This is a genomic window from Streptomyces sp. NPDC001858, assembly GCF_053594615.1.
On record NZ_JBSFEV010000003.1, the window covers coordinates 112,337 to 131,101 of the forward strand.

18 protein-coding genes are annotated in these 18,765 nt (G+C 71.9%); 10 read left to right on the forward strand and 8 right to left on the reverse strand.

What is annotated here, in order from left to right:
• Positions 1-2: 2 nt before the first annotated feature.
• Positions 3-1,073, reverse strand: coding sequence for a M4 family metallopeptidase (locus ACWCPF_RS05130; protein ID WP_451043573.1), 1,071 nt, complete (start codon positions 1,071-1,073; stop codon positions 3-5).
• Positions 1,074-1,405: 332 nt separating this feature from the next.
• On the opposite strand from ACWCPF_RS05130, the gene leuA reads away from it, so the two are divergent.
• The 5 genes from leuA to ACWCPF_RS05155 all read left to right on the forward strand — a co-directional run bounded on the left by leuA (position 1,406) and on the right by ACWCPF_RS05155 (position 8,687).
• Positions 1,406-3,127, forward strand: coding sequence for a 2-isopropylmalate synthase (gene leuA / locus ACWCPF_RS05135; protein WP_451043574.1), 1,722 nt, complete (start codon positions 1,406-1,408; stop codon positions 3,125-3,127).
• A gap of 186 nt (positions 3,128-3,313) precedes the next feature.
• Positions 3,314-4,009: a tellurite resistance TerB family protein gene (locus tag ACWCPF_RS05140; RefSeq protein WP_451043575.1), complete on the forward strand. Its 696-nt coding sequence runs from the start codon at positions 3,314-3,316 to the stop codon at positions 4,007-4,009.
• A gap of 312 nt (positions 4,010-4,321) precedes the next feature.
• Positions 4,322-6,388, forward strand: coding sequence for an MMPL family transporter (locus tag ACWCPF_RS05145; protein WP_451043576.1), 2,067 nt, complete (start codon positions 4,322-4,324; stop codon positions 6,386-6,388).
• A gap of 38 nt (positions 6,389-6,426) precedes the next feature.
• A complete protein-coding gene (locus tag ACWCPF_RS05150) occupies positions 6,427-7,557 on the forward strand; it encodes a sensor histidine kinase (protein WP_451043577.1) in 1,131 nt (376 codons plus the stop codon).
• A 455-nt stretch (positions 7,558-8,012) separates the two neighbouring features.
• Complete coding sequence (locus ACWCPF_RS05155) at positions 8,013-8,687, forward strand: response regulator (RefSeq protein ID WP_451043578.1); 675 nt, start codon at positions 8,013-8,015, stop codon at positions 8,685-8,687.
• Here ACWCPF_RS05155 and ACWCPF_RS05160 read toward each other — a convergent pair.
• Entirely contained in the window at positions 8,666-9,607 is a 942-nt protein-coding gene (locus ACWCPF_RS05160; protein ID WP_451043579.1) for a hypothetical protein, read from the reverse strand. The genes ACWCPF_RS05155 and ACWCPF_RS05160 overlap by 22 nt on opposite strands.
• Positions 9,604-10,146, reverse strand: a complete 543-nt coding sequence (locus ACWCPF_RS05165; protein ID WP_451043580.1) for a SigE family RNA polymerase sigma factor — start codon at positions 10,144-10,146, stop codon at positions 9,604-9,606. Before ACWCPF_RS05165 ends, ACWCPF_RS05160 begins: the two co-directional genes overlap by 4 nt.
• A 128-nt stretch (positions 10,147-10,274) precedes the next feature.
• Here ACWCPF_RS05165 and ACWCPF_RS05170 point away from each other — a divergent pair, with 128 nt between their 5' ends.
• A complete protein-coding gene (locus ACWCPF_RS05170) occupies positions 10,275-10,778 on the forward strand; it encodes a protein-tyrosine phosphatase family protein (RefSeq protein WP_451043581.1) in 504 nt (167 codons plus the stop codon).
• Positions 10,779-10,872: 94 nt separating this feature from the next.
• On the opposite strand, the gene bla is transcribed toward ACWCPF_RS05170, so the two are convergent.
• Positions 10,873-11,697 (reverse strand): class A beta-lactamase, encoded by an 825-nt coding sequence (gene bla, locus ACWCPF_RS05175; protein ID WP_451043851.1) that lies wholly within the window; start codon positions 11,695-11,697, stop codon positions 10,873-10,875.
• Here bla and ACWCPF_RS05180 point away from each other — a divergent pair.
• Positions 11,651-11,845 carry a hypothetical protein gene (locus ACWCPF_RS05180; protein ID WP_451043582.1) on the forward strand — a complete coding sequence of 65 codons (195 nt, stop codon included), beginning with the start codon at positions 11,651-11,653 and terminating at the stop codon, positions 11,843-11,845. The genes bla and ACWCPF_RS05180 overlap by 47 nt on opposite strands.
• Here the strand turns inward: ACWCPF_RS05180 and ACWCPF_RS05185 are convergent.
• The gene (locus ACWCPF_RS05185) at positions 11,817-13,181 is read right to left on the reverse strand and encodes an MFS transporter (protein WP_451043583.1); all 1,365 of its coding nucleotides are present in this window, start codon (positions 13,179-13,181) and stop codon (positions 11,817-11,819) included. The genes ACWCPF_RS05180 and ACWCPF_RS05185 overlap by 29 nt on opposite strands.
• 109 nt (positions 13,182-13,290) lie before the next feature.
• On the opposite strand from ACWCPF_RS05185, the gene recO reads away from it, so the two are divergent.
• From recO to ACWCPF_RS05200, 3 genes are all read left to right on the forward strand, one after another.
• The gene (gene recO / locus ACWCPF_RS05190; RefSeq protein WP_363168462.1) at positions 13,291-14,040 is read left to right on the forward strand and encodes a DNA repair protein RecO; all 750 of its coding nucleotides are present in this window, start codon (positions 13,291-13,293) and stop codon (positions 14,038-14,040) included.
• A 74-nt stretch (positions 14,041-14,114) separates the two neighbouring features.
• A complete protein-coding gene (locus tag ACWCPF_RS05195) occupies positions 14,115-14,966 on the forward strand; it encodes an isoprenyl transferase (RefSeq protein WP_451043584.1) in 852 nt (283 codons plus the stop codon).
• 135 nt (positions 14,967-15,101) lie between these two features.
• A complete protein-coding gene (locus ACWCPF_RS05200) occupies positions 15,102-16,352 on the forward strand; it encodes an RNA-guided endonuclease InsQ/TnpB family protein (RefSeq protein ID WP_451043852.1) in 1,251 nt (416 codons plus the stop codon).
• A gap of 102 nt (positions 16,353-16,454) precedes the next feature.
• On the opposite strand, the gene ACWCPF_RS05205 is transcribed toward ACWCPF_RS05200, so the two are convergent.
• From ACWCPF_RS05205 to ACWCPF_RS05215, 3 genes are read right to left on the reverse strand one after another with little or no spacing between them, the layout of a single operon-like run.
• Complete coding sequence (locus ACWCPF_RS05205; protein ID WP_451043585.1) at positions 16,455-16,865, reverse strand: Fur family transcriptional regulator; 411 nt, start codon at positions 16,863-16,865, stop codon at positions 16,455-16,457.
• Between the two features lie 59 nt (positions 16,866-16,924).
• Positions 16,925-17,827 (reverse strand): metal ABC transporter permease, encoded by a 903-nt coding sequence (locus ACWCPF_RS05210; RefSeq protein ID WP_451043586.1) that lies wholly within the window; start codon positions 17,825-17,827, stop codon positions 16,925-16,927.
• Positions 17,827-18,759 carry a metal ABC transporter ATP-binding protein gene (locus ACWCPF_RS05215; RefSeq protein WP_451043587.1) on the reverse strand — a complete coding sequence of 311 codons (933 nt, stop codon included), beginning with the start codon at positions 18,757-18,759 and terminating at the stop codon, positions 17,827-17,829. Before ACWCPF_RS05215 ends, ACWCPF_RS05210 begins: the two co-directional genes overlap by 1 nt.
• Positions 18,760-18,765 lie beyond the last annotated feature (6 nt).

Sequence of the window (18,765 nt, forward strand, 5' to 3'; positions counted from 1 at the left end):
ACTCAGAGAATCCGCACCCCCACCTGCTCCCACGCCTTCGCCACGGCCTGGAGCTCCTCGCCGCCGTCGCCGAAGCGCTCGCGTGCGGCCTTCACCGTGAGCCCCGCGAAGTCGGTGAAGAAGGCCCGCTCGCCGAGCTCGCCGCCGGTCAGGACGTCGTACCAGATCTGCCCGGCCTTCTCCCAGGCGTGGCCGCCGAGGGCGGTGGCGGCCAGGTAGAACGCGTGGTTGGGGATGCCCGAGTTGATGTGGACGCCGCCGTTGTCGCGGCCGGTGCGGACGTAGTCGTCCATCGTCGCGGGCTGCGGGTCCTTGCCGAGGACGTCGTCGTCGTACGCGGTGCCCGGGGCCTTCATGGAGCGCAGGGCGGTGCCGGTGACGTCCGGGGCGAGCAGCTCCGCGCCGATCAGCCAGTCGGCCTCGGCGGCGGTCTGGCCGAGGGAGTACTGCTTGATGAGCGAGCCGAAGACGTCGGACATCGACTCGTTGAGGGCGCCCGGCTGGCCGTTGTAGGTCAGGTTCGCCGTGTACTGGGTGACGCCGTGGGCGAGCTCGTGCCCGATGACGTCGATGGAGTTGGTGAAGTCGACGAAGACCTCGCCGTCGCCGTCGCCGAACACCATCTGCTCGCCGTTCCAGAAGGCGTTGTTGTAGCCCTCGTCGTAGTGCACGGTGGCGTCGAGCGGCAGGCCGTCGCCGTCGATCGAGTGGCGCTGGTAGGCCTTCAGGAACAGGTCGAAGGTGGCGCCGAGGCCGGCGTAGGCGCGGTTGACGGTGGCGTCCCGGCCGGGGTCCTGGCCCTCGCCGCGGACCTTGGTCCCGGGCAGCGAGGTGCGGTGCTCGGCGTCGTAGATCGTGCGCAGCGGCTGGTCCGACGGCGCCTTCGCGGTCGGGACGGCCGCGAGGCGGTACTCCGTGGTCACCTGGCGCAGCGTGCGCAGCTCGCCGTCGCGCAGCAGGGTGCGCTGGGCGGGGCCGGCGAGAGCGGGGTTGTCGCTGCGCGCCAGCCGGTCGAGGAGGTGCGGCGGTACGACGGTGCAGAAGACGGGCTCGAAGCCCCCGTGAGTCGTCATGCCCGGCACCCTTGCACTGCGTGACGTCGCTGTCACCATCGGCAACCATGATCGGTGAAAAACGGTGACAAACATGGCCGATCCATGGCTTTGAGTGGTATGGGGCACGTTTCGCACCATTGGTTCCGGTGGTCCCGCATACTGATACGGACCCGCGCGGCACAGGGGGCTCGGCTAAAGTGCGGAGCACTATGCATTTCGGGCTGCTTCTCCTTAGCTGCCGCGGCGAGGGCCTGTAGTCGAGGCCGACTCCCTCCCCGCGGAGCTTGGTGTTGCGTGTCGGCCGTCCTTCCGTCCGGACAGATCCGGTCATTCTGAGGAGCCACCGCACCATGGCGAACCGCCAGCAGCCCAGCCACATGCCGATCCACAAGTACGGACAGTACGAGCAGGTCGACATCGCCGACCGCACGTGGCCGAACAACCGGATCACCGTCGCCCCCCGCTGGCTCTCCACCGACCTGCGCGACGGCAACCAGGCCCTGATCGACCCCATGTCGCCCGAGCGCAAGCGCCGGATGTTCGACCAGCTGGTCAAGATGGGCTACAAGGAGATCGAGGTCGGCTTCCCGGCCTCCGGCCAGACCGACTTCGACTTCGTGCGCTCGATCGTCGAGGAAGAGGGCGCGATCCCGGACGACGTCACGATCTCCGTGCTGACCCAGGCCCGTGAGGACCTGATCGAGCGGACCGTGGAGTCCCTGAAGGGCGCCAAGCGCGCCACCGTGCACCTGTACAACGCCACCGCGCCGGTCTTCCGCCGGGTGGTCTTCCGCGGCTCGAAGGACGACATCAAGCAGATCGCCGTCGACGGCACGCGGCTGGTCATGGAGTACGCGGAGAAGCTGCTGGGCCCGGAGACGGAGTTCGGCTACCAGTACAGCCCCGAGATCTTCACCGACACCGAGCTGGACTTCGCGCTGGAGGTCTGCGAGGCGGTGATGGACGTCTACCAGCCCGGTCCGGGCCGCGAGATCATCCTGAACCTGCCGGCCACGGTGGAGCGGTCGACCCCGTCGACGCACGCGGACCGCTTCGAGTGGATGAGCCGCAACATCTCCCGCCGCGAGCACGTCGTGATCTCCGTCCACCCGCACAACGACCGCGGCACGGCCGTCGCGGCGGCCGAGCTGGCGCTGATGGCCGGCGCCGACCGCGTCGAGGGCTGTCTGTTCGGGCAGGGCGAGCGCACCGGCAACGTCGACCTGGTCACCCTGGGCATGAACCTGTTCTCGCAGGGCGTGGACCCGCAGATCGACTTCTCCGACATCGACGAGATCCGTCGTACGTGGGAGTACTGCAACCAGATGGAGGTCCACCCGCGCCACCCGTACGTGGGCGACCTGGTCTACACGTCCTTCTCCGGCTCCCACCAGGACGCCATCAAGAAGGGCTTCGACGCGATGGAGGCGGATGCCGCCTCTCGCGGGGTCACCGTCGACGACATCGAGTGGGCGGTCCCCTACCTGCCGATCGACCCGAAGGACGTCGGCCGCTCCTACGAGGCCGTGATCCGGGTCAACTCGCAGTCCGGCAAGGGCGGGATCGCGTACGTCCTGAAGAACGACCACAAGCTGGACCTGCCGCGCCGGATGCAGATCGAGTTCTCGAAGCTGATCCAGGCCAAGACCGACGCCGAGGGCGGCGAGGTCACCGGCAGCGCCATCTGGGCCGTCTTCCAGGACGAGTACCTGCCGAACCCGGAGAACCCCTGGGGCCGCATCCAGGTCCGCACCGGCCAGTCCACGACCGACACCGACGGCGTCGACACCCTCACCGTCGAGGCCACGGTCGACGGCGAGGACACGGTCCTGACCGGCACCGGCAACGGTCCGATCTCGGCCTTCTTCAACGCCCTGGAGTCCGTCGGCATCGACGTACGCCTGCTCGACTACCAGGAGCACACGATGAGCGAGGGCGCGTCCGCGCAGGCCGCCTCGTACATCGAGTGCGCGATCGGCGACAAGGTCCTGTGGGGCATCGGCATCGACGCGAACACGACGCGTGCCTCGCTGAAGGCGGTCGTCTCCGCCGTCAACCGCGCGACCCGCTGACCGCCCTGACCGGTGGTTTAGGGGCCCTGCCCGCTGTATACGGCGGGCAGGGCCCCGTCGCTTATCAGCCACCCTTCCGTGGAGGTCACGGAAAGGTCTCGTCCGGGGTACTGACTGCACCTCTTACCTGTGGCTAACATCACGCAGACGCGGCGATGTTGCCGCGGCATTACGCGGAGGTGCGACGTGCTGCCAGGACGGGGACGAGACGGCCGTGTCACCAGGCGTGCGCGCATCCTGGGCACCCGCACCGCATGGACGCCCATGGGCGACGGCGAGTTCTTCTGCCCGGGCTGCGGCGGCGACCGCAACTACCAGCGGCTGACCGGACAGCGCCGCTTCACCGTCCTCGGCGTGCCGATCGTGCCGCGCGGCGAGACCGGCCCGGTCGTCGAGTGCGGGGCCTGCCGCCGCCACTTCGGCACCGACGTCCTCGACCACCCGACCACCGTGCGCTTCTCGGCGATGCTCCGCGACGCCGTCCACACGGTCGCCCTCGCGGTCCTGTCCGCGGGCGGCGCCTGCGCCCGGACGGCCCTGGAGGCGGCGGCGGGCGCGGTGCGCGCGGCCGGCTTCACCGACTGCACCGAGGAACAGCTCGCGGCGCTCGTCGAGGCCCTCGCCGCCGACACCGGCCGCAGCTACGGCGAGCCGTACGGCGCCGGCCTCGCCATAGAGCTCCACGAGGCCCTCGACCCGCTCGCCCCGCACCTCGCTGCCGCAGGACGAGAATCGATCCTGCTGCAGGGCGCCCGCATCGCCCTGGCGGACGGCCCGTACACCCCGGCCGAGCGCGAGGTCCTCGCGACGGTGGGCGCGGCCCTGACCATCCGCGCGGACGACGTGACCCGGCTCCTGGCGGCGGCCCGCACCCCGTCCTGACACCCGCCACGTACTCCCGGGGGAGTAACGCGGCCGTCCGGCCACCCCCGGCAGTACCCCCGAACTCGCCCTTGCGCGCGACGAACGGCGCCTCCCGCGCCGGGAGTCTGGGATGCGTATCCAGACCGCCGTGCCGAAGGGAGGGCCCGTCTCATGGGGGCCGCAGATGTGATGGGGGCCGGGAAGCCGAGGGCCGGAAAGACAGGGGCCGATAAGACCGGGGCCGGGAAGGCGGGGGCCGGGAAGGCGGGGGCCGGGAAGGCGGGGGCCGGGAAGGCGGGGGCCGGGAAAGGGAAGGGCGTTCGCCGGGCCATGCCCTGGCTGATGCTCGCGCTGTGGGTGGGCGTGCTCGCGCTCGCCTCGCCGTTCGCCGCCAAGCTCGCCGACGTACAGCACGACCGGGTCACCGACTACCTGCCGGCGAGCGCCGACTCGACCAGGGTCGCGAAGCTCCAGGAACAGCTGCCGGGCGGCGAGAGCACCGAACTCGTCCTCGTCTACCACCGCGACGGCGGCCTCACCGCCGCCGACCGCAGCACGGCCCGCGAGCAGGTCGCCCGGGTCGCCGCGGACCACACGCTGACCGGGACCCCCGAGGGCGTCCCGTCCGCCGACGGCGCCACGCTCATGTACCCGGTCGCCACCAACGAGCCGGGCACCGACGAGACCAAGCGGGACGCCTTCGTGGACGACGTCCGCCGAGTCGCCCACAGCCAGGGCGGGCTGACCGTCGAGGTCGGCGGGACCGGCGCGCTGGCCACCGACGTCAGCAAGGTGTACGAGTCGCTCGGCGGGCCGCTGCTCTACACCACCGTCGGAGTCGTCGCGCTGCTGCTGATCGTCATCTACCGCAGCCCGGTGCTGTGGCTCGTGCCGCTCGTGGTGGCCGGGATCGCCGACTTCCTGTCCATGGGCGTCGCCTACGGCCTCAACCAGGCCTTTGGGACGACCGTGTCGGGGCAGAGCTCGGGCATCATGACCATCCTCGTCTTCGGCGCCGGCACGGACTACGCCCTGCTGCTCGTCTCCCGGTACCGGGAGGAACTGCGGCGCGTGGAGCGGCCGTACGACGCGATGGCGGCCGCGCTGCGCGGCTGCGGGCCCGCCGTCCTCGCCTCCTCCGGGACCGTGGCCGCCGGACTGCTCTGCCTGCTCGCCGCCGACCTGAACTCCAACCGGGGCATGGGCCCGCTCGGCACCGTCGGCGTGCTGTGCGCGCTGCTCGCCATGCTGACGCTGCTGCCCGCGCTCCTGGTCCTGCTGGGCCGCCGGGTGTTCTGGCCGCTGGTGCCCGCCCACGGCTCCACGCCCAAGGTCCGCCGGTCGCTGCTCTCCGCGATGGGCACGTCGGCCGGACGGCGCCCGCGGACCGTCCTGGCGGCCGGCGCCGTCCTGCTCGGGGCGCTCGCGCTGGGCACGCTGAACCTGCCCGGCTCGGTCAAACAGCAGGATGCCTTCGTCGACCGGCCCGAGTCGGTCTCCGCGATGCGGACCCTCGCCACGGCCTTCCCGGAGCAGTCCGCCCAGCCCATCGAGGTCATGACCCCGGCCGGCCGGGCCGACGCCACGCTCGCCGCGATCCGGGACACCGACGGCGTCGCCGACGCCCGCACGGGCCGCACCGGCGGAGGCTGGACGGAGATCGCGGTGACCGCCGCCGCGCCACCCCAGTCGGCGGCCGAGACGGCGACCATCGAGAACCTCCGGGACCGGCTGACCGGCTCCTACGTCGGCGGGCCCAGCGCCCAGCAGATCGACCTGGTGGACGCGAACGCCCGCGACCGGCTCGTCGTCGTCCCGATCGTCCTCGTCTCCGTCCTGCTGATCCTGATCGTGCTGCTGCGCTCGCTGGTCGCGCCGCTGATGCTCGTCGCCGCGGTGGTCGCGGTGTGGGGCGCGGCGCTCGGCCTCGGCGGGCTGGTGTTCGGGCCGGTGTTCGGCTTCGAGGGCACGGATCCCGGTCTCGGGCTGCTGTCCTTCGTGTTCCTGGTCGCCCTCGGCGTCGACTACGGCATCTTCCTGATGCACCGGATGCGGGAGGAGTCGATGCGCGGCGCCGAACCCGCGGCCGCCGCGCTGAGCGCGCTGCGCACGACCGGCGGGGTGATCGCCTCGGCCGGCCTCGTCCTCGCCGCGACCTTCGCCGTGCTGACGAACATGGGGCTCGTGCAACTCGTCGAGCTGGGCTTCGTGATCGCGGTGGGCGTGCTGCTGGACACGTTCCTCGTCCGGACCTACCTGGTGACCAGCGCGAGCGTGGCGCTGGGCCGGCGGGTGTGGTGGCCGGGCCCGCTCTCGCGCAAGCCGGAACCGGGACCGGGACCGGGGCCGGAGTCGGGACCGGAATCAGGATCGGAGCACGAACGCCAGTACGCCTGACGGAAGATGGGACGGTGAGTGAGGGGGAGGGGGAGAGCATGGGCCGGCTCCGGAAGACGGACGTGTGGATCGCCGCAGGGTCCGCCGCCGCGGCCGTCGTCCTCGGGACGTTCGTCGAGGACGGCCGCCGCCCGGACGCCCTGGGCTGGGCGCTGCTGCTCGGCGCCCAGGTCGCCCTGCTGGCCCGGCGCCGCCGTCCGATGGCCGTACTGCTCGCGGTGCTGGCGTGCGTGGTGCCGTACCACGCGCTCGACTTCATGCACAGCGCCCCCGTGCCGGCCAGCATGATCGCCCTCTACACCGTCGCGGTCAGCGGCAGCGTCCGCCGCACGCTCGCCGTCGGGGGCACCGTCGTCTCCTTCACCCTCACGGTCAACGCCCTGACCAACCCGGACCAGGTCGTGGACATCCTGCGCATCACCGGCTGGATCGTCTCCGTGCTGCTCTTCGGCAGCTATCTGCGCATCCACCGCGAGCGGGCCGAGCGCGCGGAGCGCAGCCGGGAGGAGGAGGCCCGCCGCCGGGTCGCCGAGGAGCGGCTGCGCATCGCCCGTGACCTGCACGATCTGCTCGCCCACACCATCACCCTGATCGGCGTGCAGACCTCGGTCGCCGCCCATGTCCTGGCCGCGGACCCCGACCGGCTCGACCGCGCGGCCGTCGCCAAGGCCCTGGACGACATCGCCGACACCTGCCGCAACGCGCGCGGCGAACTCCGTACGACGCTGGAGGTGCTGCGGGAGAACGACCACCCGGACGCCCCCGAGGCGCGTGGGCCGCTGCCCGGCCTGCACGGTCTGCCCGACCTCGCCGAGACGGCCCGGGAGGCGGGCGCGCGGGTCGAGCTCTCGGTGGGGGCCGGGGAGGTGCCGCCCGCGGTGGGCGCGGCCGCCTACCGGATCGTGCAGGAGGCGCTCACGAACGCGGTGCGGCACGGCGGACGGGAGGATCTCGCCGTCGGCGTGCGGGTGCAGGAGGAGCCGGGCGCCCTGCGGGTGACGGTGACCGACGACGGGGCGGGCGCCGGGACGGGCCCGCCCGGCTTCGGGCTCGTCGGCATGCGCGAACGGGCGCGCAGCGTGGGCGGCACCCTGGAGGCCGGGCCGAGGGACGACGAGGGGGAGGGCTACGAGGTGCGTGCCGTACTGCCGACGGGGGCCGCCCGATGAGCGCCCCACGCAACGACCGGCCGGGCGATGCGGCGGGGGATCGGGTGGGCGACGAGGCGGGGGACCGGGTGGGCGATCGGTCGGGCGACGCGATGGGAGATCTGGTGGGAGATCGGTCGGGCGCTGCTGCGGGAGATTCGGGGGGCGCTGCTGCGGAAGACCCGGCGGGCGATCGGGCGCGAGATCCGGCGGGCGATCGGGCGCGGGATTCGGCGGGCGCTCCGGTGGGAGATCTGGCGGGCGCTGCTGCGGGACCTCTGGCGGGCGATCGGTCGGGCGATGTGGTGGGCGCTCCGGTGGGCGATGGGTCGGGAGATCCGGCGGAAGACCCGGCGGGCGATCGGGCGCGGGATTCGGTGGGAGATTCGGCGGGCGCTCCGGTGGGGGATCGGGTGGGAGATCGGTCGGGCGATCCGGGGGGCGCTCCGGTGGGCGCTCGGGGGCCGATTCGGGTGTTGCTGGCCGACGATCGGACGTTGGTCCGGGCGGCGTTCGCGATGCTCGTGGAGTCGGCGCCGGACGCGGCGGTGGTCGGTCAGGCCGGCACCGGCCGGGAGGCGGTCGCGCTGGCCCGTGCCACCCGCCCGGACCTGATCGTGATGGACATCCGCATGCCCGACCTCGACGGCATCGAGGCGACCCGGCTGATCGCCGCCGACGAGGAGCTGGCCGGGGTCCGCGTCCTCGTCCTGACCACCTACGACACCGACGAGAACATCGTGGAGGCGCTGCGCGCGGGCGCGTCCGGCTTCCTGGTGAAGGACACCCGGCCCGCCGAGCTCCTGGACGCCATCCGCACGGTCGCCGCCGGCGAGGCGCTGCTGTCGCCCGGACCGACGGCCCGGCTCATCGCCCGCTTCCTGCGCAGCCCCTCCGGACCGCCCCCCTCAGGCGGTCCGGAAGGGCTCTCCGAACGGGAGCGCGAGGTGCTCGCCCTGGTCGCGCGGGGGCTGACCAACACCGAGATCGCCGAGGCGCTGGGCCTCAGCCCGCTCACCGCGAAGACCCACGTCAGCCGGATCATGGGCAAGCTGGGCGCGCGTGACCGGGCCCAACTGGTCATCGTGGCCTACGAGTCGGGACTGGTGACCCCGGGCAGGACAGGTCCTCAGGGCAGCGTGCGCTCGTAGGAGCTGTCCGTGTCGGAGTCGTAGACGAGCTTGCCGGCCGCGTCGAAGCCCTTGATGTGCGGGGCGAGGGTCACCTGCCGGTTCAGGATGCCGGCGGCGACGAACCAGCCGTGGTCGAGGGCCGCCGTCGCGCTGCTGTCGCCGTAGGAGACGGTCACCTTGGCCACCGACGGCTCGACCGTGCCGATGACCCCCCAGCGGAACGGCAGTTTCCAGCGGCCCTTGTCCATGAAGGACTGCTGGTACAGCTTGCCGCCGTTGATGTCGGAGACGACCAGGCCCGTGGGACTGGATTCGGACGAGCTGATGTTGATGCCGGACGTCTCCCCGCCCTTGATGTTGCAGATCAGCCGGACGTTGCCCTTCTCCTTGACCGCGACGACAAAGATGCCGTCACCGGGGGAGTTGCTGTCGCCGGTGCTGCGCATCGCCAGGAGCATCCGGTAGTCCGCGGCGTCGCCCAGATAGTCCTTTTCGAGGCCTCCCGACGGCTTCGCGTCGTCGTAGGCGAGGCAGTTCTCGAGCCCGTCCGCGGCCTGCGCGGCCGTCACCCCGTCCAGCAACTGCCCTTCGGGGGCCGTGTCGCCCCCGGTGGCCCCGGTGGCCCCAGTGGCCCCGGTGGTTGCGGAGGCCTGCGCGGTCGGGGTGCGCGGGGCGCTGACCGACGGTCCGGGAGCCGCCGTGTCGGCGCCCCGCCCCCCGTTCCCCCCGGCCCCGGCATACGCCCCCACCGGCACCGCGGCCAGCGTCGCCAGCACGGCTCCGGTCACCGCCAGGCGCCGTCGCCGCTCGGCCAGTCCACGCCGCCGGATGGCCGGATACGGCGCCGGCGAGGGCTGCACGGCGTGCGCGTCCTCGGCGAGCAACTCCCGCATCCGCTCCTCGAACCCGAAGTCCCCTTGATTGTCCGCCCCGTTCACCGAAGGCCTCCCTGCCCCTGACTCGGAACCCGTGCACCGGTGCGACCCGCGGTCAGCCCCGGATACGAACGCAACTTCGCCAGCCCCTTCGAGGCCTGGCTCTTGACCGTGCCGGGCGAGCAGCCGAGCACCTCGGCCACCTCCGCCTCGGACAGGTCCTCCCAGTACCGGAGCACCACCACCGCCCGTTGCCGCGGCGGCAGTTGGGCCAGTCCGGCGAGCAGGGAGCCGCGCTCCTCCACCCGCCCCGCGCCCTCGTCCCGGCCCGCCCGCTCCGGCGGCGCCGCGGTCAACGCCTCCTTGACCCGCCGCTTGCGGAACCGGTCGCTGTTGCAACTGACCAGCATCCGCCGGACGTACGCCTCCGGGTTGTCGCTGCGCGAGATCCGCCGCCACGACCGGTAGGCCTTGGCCAGCGCGGTCTGCGTCAGATCCTCCGCGTGGTGGACGTCGCCCGTGAGCAGATAGGCGGTTCGCACGAGCCTGGACCACCGGGCTCTGACGAACTCCTGGAACCGCTCCTCTTGTTCGGCCTGCATCAAGCACCCTCCTCGCCCCCCAGACCACCGGCCGACCCGAATCGGTTGCCCACGGGCCACGAGCACGTTCGAATGAGGCAATGGACGAGGCGAGGAAAGAAGCACCGAACGAGCCGACGGACAAGACGATGGAGAGGACGACGGACGAGTCGACGGACGGGGCGGTGGAGAGCGGCGCGTGGGCCTGGCGGCCCGGACAGCCCGGAGTGCTGGTGCTGCCGTCCGGACGGCTGATCCGCGGCCGTGGACTGCGCCGCCCGCTGGATCCGACCGCGCCGACACCGGCCTACGGCGTGTACCTGCTCGGCAAGCGCCCCCAGCAGGCCCCCTGGGAGTCCCGCTGGATCCACTGGCCCGACTTCCGCCTCCCCGCCGACCACAGGGCCGCCCGCGCGACCCTGATCGAGGCGTGGCACCGGGCGGCCGACGCGAGAGTCGAGATCGCCTGCGACGGCGGCCGCGGCCGCACCGGCACAGCCCTGGCCTGCCTGGCCGTCCTGGACGGCGTCCCCGCACCGGAAGCGGTGGAGTTCGTCCGCCGAACCTACGACCGACGCGCGGTGGAGACACCTTGGCAGCGGAGGTATGTGCGGGGGTTCCGCCCCGCCGACGAGACGGAGGGCCGAAGTTAGACCGGCCTGGCCGAAGTGCGCTGTCTGTCCGGCGTGGGGAGACCGCTTCCCGCGGCCTCCCCACGTGCTGCCGACCCGCTCGGTTCCCCGGGGATCAGCCCAGCGTCTCGGCCAGCAGAGCCGCTGTTTCCACGATCAGGTCGTGGTCGTAGGGGGCGTCTCGGTCCGGCTTGGTGAGTTGGACGGACAGGACGATCGGGGTGCCGTCCGGGGTCCAGGCGATGCCGGCGTCGTTGTCGGCGCCGTACCAGCCGCCGCCGGTCTTGTCGGCGAGCGTCCAGGTCGGGGGCAGGCCCTTGCGGAAGCGGTTGACGCTGGTGACGGTGCCGAGCATCCAGTCGGTCAGCCGGGTGCGGTCCGGGGCGGTCAGGGCGTTTCCGAGGACCAGCCGGGCGTAGCTGCGGCCGATCGCGTACGGGCTGGTGGTGTCCGTGACGCGGTCCGGCTCCGCCGAGTTGAGGTCGGGTTCCCAGCGGTCGAGGCGGGTGACGCCGTCGCCGACCGAGCGGGCGAAGCGGGTGACCGCGGCGGGGCCGCCCAGCTCGCGCAGGAGCAGGTTGCCGGCCGTGTTGTCGCTGACCTGGATCGCGGCGGCGGACAACTCGGCGACCGTCATGCCGTCGGCCACATGGAGCTCGGTGACCGGGGAGTTCGCGACCACCTCGTCGGCGGTGTAGTGGATCCGGCGGGCCAGGACCTCGCCGTCCACGTCCAGGTCCCGCAGGACGGCCGCCACCGCGAGGGGCTTGAACAGCGAGCAGACCGGGAAGAGCTCGTCGGCGCGGTACCGGACCGAGCGGCGGGTGCGGACGTTGTACGCGAACACTCCCAGCCGGGCGCCGTGACCGGCTTCGAGGTCGCGCAGCCGCGCGGTGACGGGGTCCGTGGCCGCACGGGCGGCGGTGGTGGTGGTCAGCAGCGTGGCCGCGGTCGCCGCGCCCGCGGTGAGGAGCGTGCGGCGGGTGGTGCGGGTGGTGCGGGTGGTGCGGGTGGTGCGGGTGGTGCGGGGGGTGGGGGCGGTGTGGGAGGTGGGCGAGCCTAAGATCGTTCTCTCCGTCCGTCGGTGACTTCGGTGGCTTCAGTGGCTTCAGCGACTTCGTCAGCTTCCGTAACTTCGGTGGCTGGGGCCTCACTTGTCACGGACGTCTCGTCCTGTCGTCCGGTTGCGAGCAGCAGCGGTGTCGCCAGGAGGGCCACTCCCGCAACCGCGAGGGCGGTGCGTGGGCCGGTGCAGGAGGCCAGGACGCCCCACAGGGCCGTCAGCACGGCGGTGGTCGCCTTGGTGCCGACCGACCACGCCGACAGCGTACGGGCCACCCGGTCCGTCGGCGTCAACTCCAGGCGGGTCGTGGCCAGGACGGGGTTGTAGACGCCGATGCAGGTGATCAGGCCGAACTCCACGATCATCACCAGGGCCATGCCGCCCGCGCCCGGCCCCACGAAGGCCAGCCCGAGCGGCCAGCAGACGCGCAGCGTCCCGGACGTCAGCAACACGCGGCGCCGTCCGTACCGGGCGACCAGGGGAGGGGCCAGCCGCGAGCCGATCAGCCCGCCGGTGCAGGGCACGGCGAACGCGAGCGTGAACTGCCAGGGCGCGAGGTGCAGCGGCCCGAGCATCAGCACGGCCAGCAGGGGCGAGCCGGCCATGATCAGCCCGTTCACGAGAGCCGTGTTGAGGAAGAGCGGGCGGAGCGAACGGTGGGAGAGCAGGTGCCGCCAGCCGAGCAGCAGATCCCCGGCGGTGAGCCGCGGCGCCCGACGGTCCGGCCCCGGCCCCGGCCCCGGTCCCGCCGGTTTCGCCGGCTCCACCGGTTTCGCCGGATCCGGTTCCCGTGCTCGGACCGCTCGTAGTCCCAGTGCCGACAGCAGATAGCTCGTCGCGTCCGCCGCGATCATCGCCACCGGGCCGAGCAGGGCGATCGAGGCTCCGCCGAGTGCCGGGCCCAGCATGGTCGCCGTCCAGGTCGTGGACTCGAAGCGGCCGTTCGCCACCAGGAGGTCCTCCGGTGGGAGCAGGTTCTTCAGGAACGCGCCGCTCGCCGCCGTGAACGAGATGTCGGCCGCCGCGACGATCATCGAGACCAGCAGGAGCTGTCCCAGCCCGAGTGCGCCGAGGGCATAGGCCGCCGGGACGCTCAGCATGGCCACGCAGCGCACGAGGTCCGCGGTGATCATCACGGGCCGTTTGCGGCGGAACTCCACCCACGGCCCGAGCGGCACCGCCAGCAGCGCGCCCACCGCGGGGCCCACCGCCGCCAGCGCCGCCACCTCGGCCGGACCGGCGTGCAGCTTCAGCACGGCGATCATCGGGAACGCGTTGAACGCGAGCCACGTCCCGAACGAACTCACGGCGAACGCCGCCCACAACCACCCGAAGTCGCGCCCCAGCGCCCGCCGCACCACCCGGGGATCCTAGGGCGGTCCGGGAGCGGGGGCACGCCGTTCCGTCCGGGTAGGCGAGAATGGGGGGCATGAGCCTGTTCCGCCCCCGGCGGTTCGCTGGCGGTGTGCGATGAGTCTCTTTCGGGACGACGGCATCGTCCTGCGGACCCAGAAGCTCGGCGAAGCCGATCGCATCATCACGCTGCTGACGCGCGGGCACGGGCGGGTGCGGGCCGTGGCGCGCGGGGTGCGGCGGACGAAGTCCAAGTTCGGGGCGCGTCTCGAACCCTTCTCACACGTCGACGTGCAGTTCTTCGCCCGGGGCAGCAGCGAGCTGGTCGGCCGCGGGCTGCCGCTGTGCACGCAGAGCGAGATCATCGCTCCCTACGGCGGCGGGATCGTGACCGACTACGCCCGCTACACCGCCGGGACGGCCATGCTGGAGACCGCCGAGCGGTTCACCGACCACGAGGGCGAGCCGGCCGTGCAGCAGTACCTGCTGCTGGTGGGGGCCCTGCGGACGCTGGCTCGCGGCGAGCACGCCCCGCACCTCGTCCTCGACGCGTTCCTGCTGCGGTCGCTGGCCGTCAACGGCTACGCCCCCAGCTTCGGCGACTGCGCCAAGTGCGGAATGCCGGGACCCAACCGGTTCTTCTCCGTCGCCGCCGGCGGCTCCGTCTGCGTCGACTGCCGGGTGGCCGGCAGCGTCGTGCCCTCGCCGCAGACCCTGGTCCTGCTGGGCGCGCTGCTCACGGGAGACTGGGAGACGGCCGACGCGTGCGAGCCGCGGTACGTCCGGGAGGGCAGCGGGCTGGTGTCCGCCTATCTGCACTGGCACCTGGAGCGCGGACTGCGCTCCCTCCGGTACGTGGAAAAGTAGACATACCAACCACCGAGCACCAAGCACTAACCACCAACCACCAACCACCAAGCAGTAGGGGAGACGGAGACAACATGGTCGTACGTGGGTTCCTGGGGCGGCAGCGGCGGGAGTACACGGCGCCGGAGCCGCACCCCTCCGGCGCGCGCCCGCCGAAGCTTCCCGGCGAGCTCATCCCCGAGCATGTGGCGATCGTCATGGACGGCAACGGCCGCTGGGCCAAGCAGCGCGGGCTGCCGCGCACCGAGGGCCACAAGGTCGGCGCCGAGCAGGTCCTCGACGTCCTCCAGGGCGGTGTCGAGATGGGCGTGCGGAACATCTCGCTGTACGCCTTCTCCACCGAGAACTGGAAGCGCTCGCCCGACGAGGTCCGCTTCCTGATGAACTTCAACCGGGACTTCATCCGCAAGTCCCGCGACCAGCTCGACTCGCTCGGCATCCGAGTGCGCTGGGTGGGCCGGATGCCCAAGCTGTGGAAGTCGGTCGCCAAGGAGCTCCAGGTCGCCCAGGAGCAGACCAAGGACAACGACCTGCTCACCCTCTACTTCTGCATGAACTACGGCGGCCGGGCCGAGATCGCGGACGCCGCGCAGGCGCTCGCCGAGGACGTGAAGGCGGGCCGGCTCGACCCCTCCAAGGTCGATGAGAAGACCCTCGCCAAGTACCTGTACTACCCGGACATGCCGGACGTCGACCTGTTCCTGCGGCCGAGCGGCGAGCAGCGCACCTCCAACTACCTGCTGTGGCAGAGCGCGTACGCGGAGATGGTCTTCCAGGACGTGTTGTGGCCGGATTTCGACCGTCGTGACCTGTGGCGGGCCTGCGTGGAGTTCGCCTCCCGGGACCGTCGGTTCGGCGGCGCGATCCCCAATGAGGAACTTTTGGCCATGGAGGGAAGGACTCCAGACCAGCAGGCCACTTCCTAGCCGCCTCCATCATGGCGACCCGAGCGTCGTGGTGTCGGTCTGGCGGAGCGGACCAGGCTGGCCCGCAAGGCGGTGACAGTTGGCACGTATGTTCTCCGTAGCGGCGGTGCCGGGCAGATTCCTACGATCAACGACATGCAGCTTCGGTACGGATTTCGCTTGTACCCGGAGCCTGGTCAGCAAGGCGCGTTGGCTCGGGCGTTCGGGTGCGCCCGCGTCGTGTTCAACGACGCCGTGCGGGCCCGCCAGGATGCGTATGCGGCAGGAGCGGCCTATCCGACCTTCAAGACGCTGTCCCGGTCCCTGATCACGCGGGGCAAGCTGCACCGTAACCGGTACTGGCTCGGCCAAGTGTCCGCCGTTGTTCTGCAGCAGGCCCTGCGGGATGCGGACGCCGCGTACGCAAACTTCTTCGCCTCCCTCAAGGGCGAACGCCAGGGCCCGCCTGTGGGAGAGCCCAGGTTCCGGTCGCGAAAGGACGCGCGGCAGGCGATCCGGTTCACCGCGAACGCCCGCTGGAAGATCACTGGGACGGGGAAGCTGCTCTTGCCCAAGATCGGCGAGGTGAAGGTCAAGTGGTCGCGTCCCTTGCCGACGGTGCCGTCCTCGGTCACCGTCATCAAGGACGCCTCCGGCCGATACTTCGCCAGCTTCGTCATCGACACGGACGGCGACACGGATGCTGCCACCCTCCCCGACGCCCCGCCGGGCTCCAGCGTCGGCATAGACCTTGGCCTCACCCACTTTGCTGTCCTGGACGACGGTACAAAGATCGACTCCCCGAGGTTCCTGCGCCGCGCGGAGAAAAAACTGAAGAAGGCCCAACAAGTCCTGTCCCGCAAGCAGAAGGGGTCGAAGAACCGGATCAAGGCCCGGCTGAAGGTCGCTCGCGCCCACGCGCAGGTTGCCGACGCGCGCAAGGAGTTCTGCCAGCAGTTGTCCACGAAGATCGTCCGTGAGAACCAAGCGGTCGTGGTGGAGGATCTGGCGGTCAGTGCACTCGCGCGCACCTGGCTGGCCAAGAGCGTGCACGATGCGGGCTGGTCGATGTTCGTGACCATGCTCAAGTACAAGTGTGAGCGGTACGGGCGCACCTTCGTGCAGATCGGCCGGTTCGAGCCGACCAGCCAGACCTGCTCGGCCTGCGGCCACCGCGACGGGCCCAAGCCCCTGTCCGTGAGGGAATGGACCTGTCCGGCCTGCGACACCGTCCATGATCGGGACGTCAACGCTGCACGCAGCATCAAGGCCGCCGGACTGGCGGCATCAGCCTGTGGAGCGCAGGTAGGACCCCACCCCTTACCGGGCGGGGCACGGCGCGACGAAACAGGAAGCCATGGAATCCCACCCACGGCCCGTGCCGCGCAGCGGCACAGCACCAGGTAAGGGACGGCCGGAATCCTCGGGCTTCGCCCAAGGAGCAAGTCAACTGATCCGCATGCTCTCCAGCGCAGCGGGGGCCCGGGGCTGCAAGCGCCCAGGGACGGCTTACCGCGCGGCGCACTCCGCGCACGTGCCGAAGATCTCCACCGTGTGCGCGACGTTCACATAGCCGTGTTCCACGGCGATCGCCTCCGCCCACGTCTCCACCGCCGGGCCCTCCACCTCCACGGCCTTGCCGCAGACGCGGCAGACGAGGTGGTGGTGGTGCTCGCCGGTGGAGCACCGGCGGTACACGGACTCGCCGTCCGAGGTGCGCAGGACGTCGACCTCACCCGCGTCGGCGAGGGACTGCAGCGTGCGGTAGACGGTCGTCAGACCGACGGAGTCGCCCTTGTGCTTGAGCATGTCGTGCAGTTCCTGCGCGCTGCGGAACTCGTCGACCTCGTCGAGCGCCGCTGCCACGGCGGCGCGCTGCCGGGTGGAGCGGCCCTTCACGGGCGGTCCAGCGGTGGTCACCGTTGCCTCCTCACGTCTGCGGCTTGCCGGGCCATTGTGCCAGTCCGGCCTGTGCGCGGTCAGACGCCGACCTCGCCCCCCGATCCCCGGGTGGCCGGAATGGCGCACTCCGCCGGGTCTCCGGCGGGTTGCGCCGCGGCCAGTGCGCGGGCGCGGCGGCGGGCCAGCGGGGCGGCCAGCACCCCCAGCACGATGAACGCGCCGATGGTCAGCAGGACGATCGTCGCTCCGGGCGGGACGTCCTGGTAGTACGAGGTGACCGTGCCGCCGATGGTCACGCTCACGCCGATCGCCACCGCGATCGCGAAGGTCGCGGCGAAGCTGCGGCTGAGCTGCTGGGCGGCGGCCACCGGGACGACCATCAGGGCCGACACCAGCAGCAGGCCCACCACCCGCATGGCGACCGTCACCGTGATCGCCGCCGTGACGGCCGTCAGCAGGTTCAGGGCGCGGACCGGCAGGCCGGTGACCCGGGCGAACTCCTCGTCCTGGCTGACCGCGAAGAGCTGGCGGCGCAGGCCGACGGTGACCAGGACCACGAAGGCCGCGAGCAGACAGATCGCCGTGACGTCGGATTCCGACACCGTGGACAGCGAGCCGAACAGGTACGACGTCAGGTTGGCGTTGGAGCCGGTCGGGGCGAGGTTGATGAACATGACGCCGCCGGCCATGCCGCCGTAGAAGAGCATGGCGAGGGCGATGTCGCCGCGGGTCTTGCCGTACCAGCGGATCAGCTCCATCGCGACCGCGCCGGCGACGGAGACGGCCGTGGCCATCCACACCGGGGACCAGGACAGCAGGAAGCCGAGGCCGACGCCGGTCATCGCGACGTGGCCGATGCCGTCGCCCATGAGGGCCTGGCGGCGCTGGACGAGGTAGATGCCGACGGCGGGGGCGGTGATGCCGACCAGGACCGCGGCGAGCAGCGCCCGCTGCATGAAGGCGTAGTTCAGGAGGTCCATCAGCTCAGCAGTCCTGTGTGGATCGGCTCGGCGCCGGCGGGCGCGTGGGGGTGGACGTGGTCGTGGCCGGGCAGGGCGTGCTGGCCGGTGGCCGGGGTGGGCGGGCCGTCGTGCAGCACGCAGCCGTCGCGCAGGACGACCGCCCGGTCGATCAGGGGCTCCAGGGGGCCCAGTTCGTGCAGCACGAGGAGGACCGTCGTGCCCGCCGCGACCTGGTCCCGCAAGGTCCGGGCCAGGACCTCCTGGCTGGCCAGGTCGACGCCCGCCATCGGCTCGTCCATGATCAGCAGCTCGGGTTCGCCGGCCAGCGCGCGGGCGATCAGCACGCGCTGGTGCTGGCCGCCGGAGAGGGCGTCGACGTTGTCCTTGGCGCGGTCGGCCATGCCGACGAGCTCCAGGGCGTGCCGGACGGCCGCGTGGTCGGCCTTGCGGAAGACGCCGAAGCGGGTGCGCGAGAGGCGGCCCGAGGAGACGACCTCCGTCACCGTGGCGGGGACGCCGCCCGCGGCCGTGGTGCGCTGCGGGACGTAGCCGATCCGCGCCCAGTCCCGGAACCGGCGCTGCGGGGTGCCGAACAGCTCGATCTCCCCGGCGCCGACCGGCACCTGGCCGATGACGCTGCGCACGGCCGTGGACTTGCCGGAGCCGTTCGCGCCGAGCAGGGCGACGACCTCGCCGCGCCGCACGGTGAGGTCGATGCCCCGCAGGACCGGGCGCGAGCCGAGGTCGGCCCGGACCCCGCGCAGCGAGATGACGGCCTGCGCGCTGACGGGCTCGGCCTGCGCGTCGACGACGCTGAGCGCTCCGCTGGAAGTGCCGCGATGTGCCGTCGTTCCGCCGCGGCGCCATCGTGGCCGGTCGCGCAGTTCCCCGCGCCCCTTCAGGGCGCTGCCGGACCGCAGCCGACTTTTTCCGACCCGCTTCGCGTCCATGACGCC